The organism is Rothia sp. HMSC061D12 (assembly GCF_001836735.1).
Lineage (GTDB): Bacteria > Actinomycetota > Actinomycetes > Actinomycetales > Micrococcaceae > Rothia.
Genome location: NZ_KV830305.1, coordinates 760932 through 769455, shown reverse-complemented (window position 1 = coordinate 769455; position 8524 = coordinate 760932). Strand labels below are relative to the sequence as shown.

Below are 8524 nucleotides of genomic sequence, written 5' to 3'. Positions count from 1 at the left end.
CCCCATTTTTTTGGGGGGGGGGGAGAGAGGCGAGAAAAATGCCCGCGCTCGCTGTCATCTTGTCATGTTTTGGTTCTTTCGCTTTTCCCTTTGGCTAGAGTTTGGGTAAGGGATACCATAGAGTGAGGTAGTAGAGGCTAACTAACGATAATGCGCCTCCTCACCGATTCTCACCGATTGAGTGTTTCCACAGACCAAGGAGGAACCGTTGGGCGAGCACGAACCCACCGCGACCGTTCCCGCACAGGCTACTTCTGTGCAGACTGCCCCTGCGCAGCCGCGTACCGTTGCGCCGGCTGTGCGCCCGACCCCTCCCAAGACTCCGCGCCCCGTACCGGCACCGCGCGTGGACAGCCCCCTCATCAGCGCCCTCATCGCTGAGGCGGTCAGCCCCGAAGAGCTGAACGCCCGCATCGTTGAGGTCGTCTCCGAGGGCACCCCGATTATTGAGCCGGTACACCGCGAAGACGGCAGCATCAGCGAGAACGAGCGCATCGTCACCTTCCTCTACCACAATGAGCAGGCGGAGCAGGTGCTCATGTTCATCAACCGCCTGACCGATGAGAAGAACCTCGACCGTTCCCTCATGACCCGCATTGAGGGCACCGGCTGGTGGCAGCTGAGCATGCAGATGGAAACCACCTGGCGTGCCTCCTACAACTTCCTGCCGGCGCTGCCCGGCGAGCGCCCCGCCTGGCTGGGTGACGACGACCAGGTGCGCCTGCGCGCCGCCCTGGACTCCGGCGAGGGCGACCCGCTGAACCCCGAGACCGTGTGCAACCGCATCGGCCGTTGCATGGGTGTGGTGCAGCTTGAGCACGCGCCGGTGCAGGAGTTCATTCTGACTCAGGAAGAGATTGACGCGTTGCCCGCCCCCGAGTGGATGCAGACCTCTGACGGTCACCAGTACGTGCTTGGCCGCGTGGGTGACCCCGCCCCGGACGCGCCGCTGTTCGTGCAGTTCGACGGTGAGATGTGGTTTAGCCAGGGCATGGAGCAGACCCTCAACCGCGCCCATGAGGCGGGCCGTATTCCGGCGATGCACGTGTTCTTCCTTCACTCTGGCGGTCGTGAGAACCGTTGGAAGGAACTGAACGGCGACAACCCGATTGCCGACTACCTGGTGGAGATTGCGTTCCCGCACCTGGAGGCGGTGCACGGCATTAAGACCGACCCGCAGAACATTGTGATTAACGGTCAGTCGCTGGGTGGCCTGTCCTCCCTGTTGGCGGTGCTGAGCCGTCCGGAGGCGTTTGGCGGCGCGATTGCGCAGTCTTCGTCACTGTGGCAGCCGCAGGTCATGGACCGCTTGGACGAGCTAGAGGCGGCGGGCGAGATTGACCGTCTGCGCCACCTGCAGCTTGAGATTGAGGTGGGGGAGCAGGAATGGATTCTGGTACCGCCTCACCGCGAGTTGAAGGAGCGCCTGGAAAAGCTGGGCCTGAAGAATGCGCGTTGCACGGCCTTCAACGGCGGTCACGATTATGCGTGCTGGCGCGGTGCAATTGTGCCGGCGTTGGAGCGTATTATTGCTGCCTGCCGGGAGGCTGAGCGCGCTGAGCGGAGCTTAGCTGAGGAGTAGCGAGAGGTCGCCTATGAATCCTGCACGGGTAGAGCACACCCCGCATGGTGGGCGTGCGGGGGTCCTGTTAGGGTAAACACCGCCGCGCCCGTATCCTAGAGAAGTACAGCCTAAGAGAAGTGCAACACTACCGCGCCGCGAGGGGTGCCGAAGGGTACCCGGCGCAGGTTGCGCACCCGCCCTCATTGACGAGATGGCATCACGCTGCGAACGCACGCAGCACGTGAGCGCTATAGAAACCGCAAACGACACAGAAATCGAGAGAAGATGACCGTAGAACGTAGCCCCCTGGCCCCCACGCCGCTCATCCCCGAGTCTTTTGCCGCGAAGTACCGCGAAGCCGGCTACTGGATTGACCAGACTATCCCCGAGTTCCTGCTAGATACATGCCGCGCAAAGCCGCACTTCCCGGCGCTGGTGGCGCTCTCGCACGCGCAGCTCGATGAGGACGGCAAGCCCCAGCAGATTCGCCTCTCCTACGGTGAGCTGGAGGCGGCAGGTCGTGCCGCTGCGGCGCGCCTCGTTCAGGCTGGCGTGCAGCCGGGCGACCGTGTGCTGCTGCAGCTGGGTAACACCGCCGAGTACCTGGTGTACCTGCTGGGTATTTTCTGGGCGGCGGCGCTGCCGGTGTTCTGCCTGCCGCAGCACCGCACCACCGAGCTCGTGCACTTTGCGACCCGCACCGACGCTGCGGCGCACGTGTTCTCTTCGCTGACCCCGGGCGCAGATTTCACCGCCCTGCACGAGGACGTTGCCGCCGAGCTGCGCAAGAACTCCCTGGAGCCGCCGGTTGCTATTGACGTTGCGGAGCCGCTGACCCCGCTGACCGAAGAGGAGCTCGCTGAAGAGTTCGTGCCCGGTGTCATTCAGAACACCGAGAACCTGCGTGCGAGCGAGCAGGTGGCGTTCCTGCAGCTCTCCGGCGGTACGACCGGCATTTCGAAGCTGATTCCTCGCACCCACGCCGCCTACCTGTACTCGGTGCGCGGCTCGGTCGATATCTGCAAGCTGAACAACAACACGACCATGCTCGTGGTGCTGCCCGCCGCCCACAACTTCACGATGAGCTCGCCCGGTATTCTGGGCGTCATGTGCGCCTCCGGCAAGCTGGTGTTTGCGGCGGATCCGTCCCCGCAGACTGCGTTCCACCTCATTGAGATGGAGGGCGTGACCACCTCCGCGCTGGTGCCGCCGCTGGCTCAGGCGTGGGTCGCCTCCGCGGAGAAGCGCGGCGTGTCCCTGCCGTCCCTGCAGACCCTGCAGGTGGGCGGTTCGAAGCTGGCTCCGGCGGTTGCAGGCAAGATTGAGTCGGTGCTCGGCTGCACCGTTCAGCAGGTGTTCGGCATGGCTGAGGGCCTGGTGAACTACACCCGCTCGACCGACCCGATTGAGATGCGTCTGAGGACTCAGGGTTACCCGATTAGCCCCGACGACGAAATCCTGATTGTTGATGATCAGGATCAGCCGGTTAAGCGCGGCGAGAGCGGCCACCTGCTCACCCGCGGCCCGTACACGATTCGCGGCTACTACCTGGAGGAGAACGCGAACCGCTACGGCTTCACCGAGGACGGTTTCTACCGCACCGGCGACATTGTGCGACTGGTCGCAGGCAAGTACCTTGAGGTGACTGGCCGCGCGAAGGACCAGATTAACCGCAACGGCGAGAAGATTGCCGTGGACGAAATCGAAGAGCTGGCGCTGACCCACCCCGACGTTTTTGACGCCGTGGTTCTGGGCATCCCGGATGAGACTGTGGGCGAGCGCGTGGGCCTGGTCATTGTGCCGCTGGAAGGCGCCGACCTGGGCGAAAACCCGCGCCGCACGATGCACGAGTTCTTCACTTCGAAGAAGCTCGCCGACTTCAAGATCCCGGAGCGCGTGCAGGTTCTGCAGGAGCTGCCCACCACGAACGTGGGTAAGATTTCTCGCCGCGAACTGCGCGCCAAGCTTGCCGAAATTTTCGGCTAAACCCTTTGAGCTGACCATTTTCGGCTAAACCGTACGCCCTTATTCCTACCCCTATTGAGGAGAAAAATGTCCGCATTTGAGACCCTGCGCCCCATCATGGAGAAGTACATCGTCGAGCCCGACTCCCTGCAGACCGCTTTTGACGAGCCGACCACCGACCTGTTCTCCCTAGGCATGGACTCTATGGGCGCATTCGCCCTGCTCGACGACCTTGCCGCTGAGGGCGCCGTGATTGAGTTTACCGAGCTGGTGGAGAACCCGACCGTGGAGTTCATCGCCTCCCGCCTGGGCTAAGCGTTACCGCACCCCGAGTGCCCGCCTGCCGCGAATGCAGGCGGGTACCCGGGGTGTTTGCTACTCGCCTCGTTTTTCTTTGCGCAGGTTTTGTGCCGTGTTGTGTGGCTGCGTTTACCCTTGTCAGCGCACTTCTGCCAACGCACTTCTGCCAGCGTGAAGCGGCGGAGCAGTAGCCTACCTTTCACACTTACCTTTCACACACCGCATATCATCCCTAATCCAGACCCCTAATCCAGACCTTTGAGAGGCCACCATGGGCGTAGCTGATACTACCGCACCCGCTAGCTTCGGGACTGCTTCCGACCTTCGCACCGCCGCGAACCCCTCCGCACAGCACAGCGCTGACAGCCCCTGGCTGCCGCTGACCACTAACGCGCGCGGCATCTACTTTGCCGCCGCGATTGACCCGACGAACCCCTGCTACAACACTGCGGAGGTTCTGCAATGCCCCGCAGATACCGACCTCGCTCTGCTGCGTGAGGCTTTTGAACAGCTCTACCGCGAGAACGAGGGTTTCCGCGTGCGCACCCGCATTGCCGATGGTGCCGCCTCCCAGCAGATTCTGCCGCTTGAGGCGTTCCTCGAGGGTATTGACCTGCTCGTGGACGGAGGCGAACTGGACGGGGGCGAACTGGAGGAGGGCGAGCTGAACGGCACCGCAGAGGCGGGGGAGGAGAACGCCTCTGACCTGCCTGACTCAGCCCTGCCTGACTCTGATTTGCCCGCGCCGGTGCGCGCCTGGGCACAGCGCCTGCTCGCCCAGCCCCTTACCACCGATGAGGGCGTGACCGTGCGCAGCGCCGTGGCGCGTTACGGCGGGTTCCTCTGGGTGTACCATTCCTTCTCCCACGTGGTTGCCGACGGATTCGCCGCGTTCAACGGCCTTTCCCGCGTGGCGGCGATATACCGCGCCCTGTCCGCCGGTCAGCCGGTTCCGGCAACCCGCCGCATGAGTCTGCAGCAGCTGCTCGACGCGGACGATGCCGCCTCCAGCGCCCGTGACGAAGACGTCGCCTTCTGGGAGGCGAGCGGCGCCCTGGAGCAGGAAGACACCTCCCTGGCGGGTCGTACCGCATCCCCGTCGGCGCAGTCTGTGCGCCTGGCGTTCAGCATTGATGTGCCCACCCAGCAGGCTCTGCTGGATGCGGCAAAGCAGCACGCTGTCTCCTGGCCGGTGCTGGCGACCGCGGCCGTCGGCTCGTACCTGGCGCGTGTGGGTGGCTACCCGCAGGCTTCGTTCGGTGTGCCGCAGATGAACCGCATGTTCGCCCGCACCCTGCCGGAGGCGACCCGCGCCCTGGGCACGGCGAGCGCGCAGACCGGCTGTACCGCGGTGAACGTTCTGCCGGTGCAGGTTGCGGCGACTGGCCCCATCGCGGAGTCCCTGCACTCGGTGAAGGAACAGTACGCCCGCAATGCGGAGCATCCGCTGGCTCGTCAGGAAGACCTCGAGCGTACTGCGCGTAATGCCCAGTCCAGGCTGTTTGGTGCGCAGATTAACGTGGTGCCCTTTGATGCGGTGCTGCCGCTGGCGGCGCCCTCTAAGGACGAGTCCGGAACCGTACAGCCGATACCGATGGCACGAATCCACAATATCTCTGCCGGTCCCGTTGCCGACGCGACCTTCACCCTGCGCGGCATGCCCGGCCGCGGCAACAGCATCTCCTGCGAGATTGACATGAACCCGGCGCTCTACACCGCTGAGGAGCTGGAACGTCACGCCGCCCGCCTGAGCGAGTGGCTGCCCGCCTACGCGGCGGAGGCGCAGCGCGAGGACGCCTCCCTGAACAACCTCGGCTTGGCGACCGAGGCTGAGCTTGCGACCCTGCGCGAGCTGACCGCCCCGGCGCTTACCGAGCACCCGATGGAGTACAAGACCCTGCTGGATCGTTTCCGTGACGCGGTGGCAGCGCATCCGCAGGCGCTCGCGGTGCTGGATTCTGCCCCCGTGCCCGGTGAGGTGCTCACCCCCGAGTCGGAGCGCGCCTACACCTTTGACCGCGCCCTCACCTACGCCGAACTGGACGAGCGCGCCCGTGTGCTTGCCGCGCAGCTGCTGGACTGGGGCGTTCGCCCTTCCGACGCGGTGGGTCTGCGTGTGCACCGCGGCGCCGAGCAGTACGTGGCGCTGTACGCCCTGCTGTACGCTGGCGCCACCTACGTTCCGGTGCTTCCGGATCTGCCCGCCGAGCGTGTGGGCGTGATGATGGAAGACGCCGAATGCTCCCTGCTGTTGCACGGCCCCGGCCTGCACCCGCTGAGCGCGGAGGAGCTGAATCCGCAGGAGCCGCAGCGTCACGCGAACCTGCCCCAGCACACCCTACCGCAGCTGACCATCGAGGAACCTGTACAGGCACCCGCCGCCGAGGAGCTTCCGGGTGTCAAAACCGGCCTGGACGAGGACGCTTACGTGCTCTTCACCTCCGGTTCCACGGGTCGCCCGAAGGGCGTTGCCATTAGCCACCGCGCGATTGATAACCGCCTGCGCTGGCAGCAGCACCAGATTCCGGTGGGGGAGGGCGACCGCGTTCTGCACAAGACCCCCATTTCCTTTGACGTGCACGTGTGGGAGCTGTACTGGCCGCTCGCCGAGGGTGCCGCCGTGGTCATTGCCGCCCCGGATGGTCACCGCGACCCCGCCTACCTGGCGCGCGTGTTCGCCGAGCAGTCCGTCACGGCGGTGCACTTTGTGCCGACCATGCTGTCGGCGCTGACCTCTTCGCCGGCGGCGCGCCGCATCCTGGCTGATGCCGGCTTCGGTCGGGATCGAGACCAGCCCCTGCGCTACGTGGTCTGCTCTGGTGAGGCTCTGCAGAAGGACCAGGTGCAGGTGGCGGGCGAGGTTCTGGGCGTGTACCCGCTGAACCTCTACGGTCCGACCGAGGCGGCGGTGGATGTGACCTTCTGGGAGACCTCCACCGACCCGCAGCGCGAGAGCGTGCCCATTGGTGAGCCGGTCTGGAACACCGGCACCCTGATTCTTGACCCGACCGGCCACCCCGTGCCGGTGGGCGTGACGGGTGAACTGCACCTGTCGGGTGTGCAGCTGGCGCGCGGCTACAAGAACAACCCGAAGGCGACCGAGGCGGCTTTTGTGGAGCAGGCTCCTGCCGGTGCGCTCGCGCTGCTGAACGGTGAGAACCAGCGCCTGTACCGTACGGGCGATTTGGCGTGCTGGGAGATTCTTCCCGATGGCCGCGCCGTCATTGGCTACCGTGGTCGCACGGACTATCAGATTAAGGTGCGCGGTCAGCGCCTGGAGCTGGGCGATATTGAGATGGCTCTTGCCGCGGTTGAGGGCGTGAGCGCTTCGGTGGCTCTGCTGTACCGTGGCCTGCGTGAGCCTGCCCTGGCGGCGGTGCTGGAGGTGGGCGACGTGCCCGCCGAGCGTGCGGAGCAGCTGGTGGAGGCGGCGCGCGAGCATTGTGCACAGGTTCTGCCGGACTACATGGTTCCGACTCTGTGGCACACCCTGCCTGCGTTGCCGGTGAGCCCCTCCGGTAAGGCGGATCGCAAGCTGTTGGCTACCCTGGACCTGACCCCGCAGACTTCTGATGCTGAGGGCCCGCACGGTCTGCTGGAGCAGCAGCTGTGCTCGATTATTGCGGGTGTGCTGGGTCGTGAGCGTTTCGGCGTGGATGAGGATTTCTTCGCCTCGGGCGGTCATTCGTTGGCAGCTCTTGAGGTGATTGCCGCGGTGGAGGAGCAGCTGGGCCTGAGCGTGAGCATCGGTGCGCTGTTTGCGCATCCGACCGTGCAGGCGTTGGCGGCGTCCATTGCGGGCGAGCGCGGCGAGGGCGCGGAGTTCGCGCCGGTTCTGCCGCTGCGTGAGCACGTTGTGGCTCAGCGTGAACATCCTGCCGCGCACGACGAAGCCCCCGCCCCGCTGTTTATTCTGCCGCCCGCGGGTGGTTTGGGCTGGTGCTATGCGGGGTATCTCTCGCATCTTCCGGCTCAGCAGGGCGTGTATGCTTTGCAGGCTGAGGCGTTCTCTGACCCGCAGGCTGGGTTTGCGTCGAGTTTGCAGGAACTGGCTGAGGGCTACCTGGCGCAGATTGAGAAGACCCTGGCGGCGCGTTCGTTGCCGCGTCGTTTTGCCCTGATGGGTTGGTCTGTGGGCGGTACTGCTGCGGTGCAGGTGGCGGCTTTGGCGCAGGCTGCGGGTGCGCATGTTGAGCGCGTCATCCTGTTGGATGCGTATCCTTCGGAGCAGTGGCAGGGTGTGCCTGCGCCGGATGAGCAGGAGAGCTTCCGCGCGCTGTTGCGTATGGGCGGTTTGCCGGAGCCTGCCGCTGATGAGCAGCTTGATTTGCCGGGTACGTTGGAGCGTCTGCAGCGGGCGGGTTCGGCGATGGGGTACCTACCGGAGGAGAAGCTGGGCGTGTGCCTGGGTAGTATGCGTGCTTCGGCGGCGTTGATGCGTGGTGCTGAGCAGGCGTTCTTTGATGGTGATGTGTTGCTGGTGGGTGTGCCGCATGAAGATCAGCCGTATTTGGATGCGGCGGGTTGGGCGGCGCATGCGTCGTCGTTCCGTTCGGTGCTGCTGGAGGGTACGCACCCTGATTTGGTGAACCCGGCGCGTTTGGCGGAGGTGACCGGCCACTTCGCCAATTAGCCCGCTCTATCTGTAGAGTAATTAATAAATATAAATGTCCCCGATTGATGATTCATCAATCG

General features: G+C 64.7%; 4 protein-coding genes. All 4 read left to right on the top strand.

Annotation, left to right across the window (positions count from 1 at the left end):
* The first annotated feature begins 208 nt into the window (after window positions 1-208).
* The 4 genes from HMPREF2682_RS02900 to HMPREF2682_RS02885 all read left to right on the top strand — a co-directional run bounded on the left by HMPREF2682_RS02900 (window position 209) and on the right by HMPREF2682_RS02885 (window position 8462).
* A complete protein-coding gene (locus tag HMPREF2682_RS02900) occupies window positions 209-1582 on the top strand; it encodes an enterochelin esterase domain-containing protein (RefSeq protein WP_070831256.1) in 1374 nt (457 codons plus the stop codon).
* A gap of 267 nt (window positions 1583-1849) precedes the next feature.
* On the top strand, window positions 1850-3550 hold the full coding sequence (locus tag HMPREF2682_RS02895) for a (2,3-dihydroxybenzoyl)adenylate synthase (RefSeq protein ID WP_049354603.1): 1701 nt from the start codon (window positions 1850-1852) through the stop codon (window positions 3548-3550).
* 66 nt (window positions 3551-3616) lie between these two features.
* Complete coding sequence (locus HMPREF2682_RS02890; protein ID WP_005507422.1) at window positions 3617-3844, top strand: phosphopantetheine-binding protein; 228 nt, start codon at window positions 3617-3619, stop codon at window positions 3842-3844.
* Window positions 3845-4100: 256 nt separating this feature from the next.
* Window positions 4101-8462 carry a non-ribosomal peptide synthetase gene (locus tag HMPREF2682_RS02885; RefSeq protein WP_210400849.1) on the top strand — a complete coding sequence of 1454 codons (4362 nt, stop codon included), beginning with the start codon at window positions 4101-4103 and terminating at the stop codon, window positions 8460-8462.
* Window positions 8463-8524: the final 62 nt, after the last annotated feature.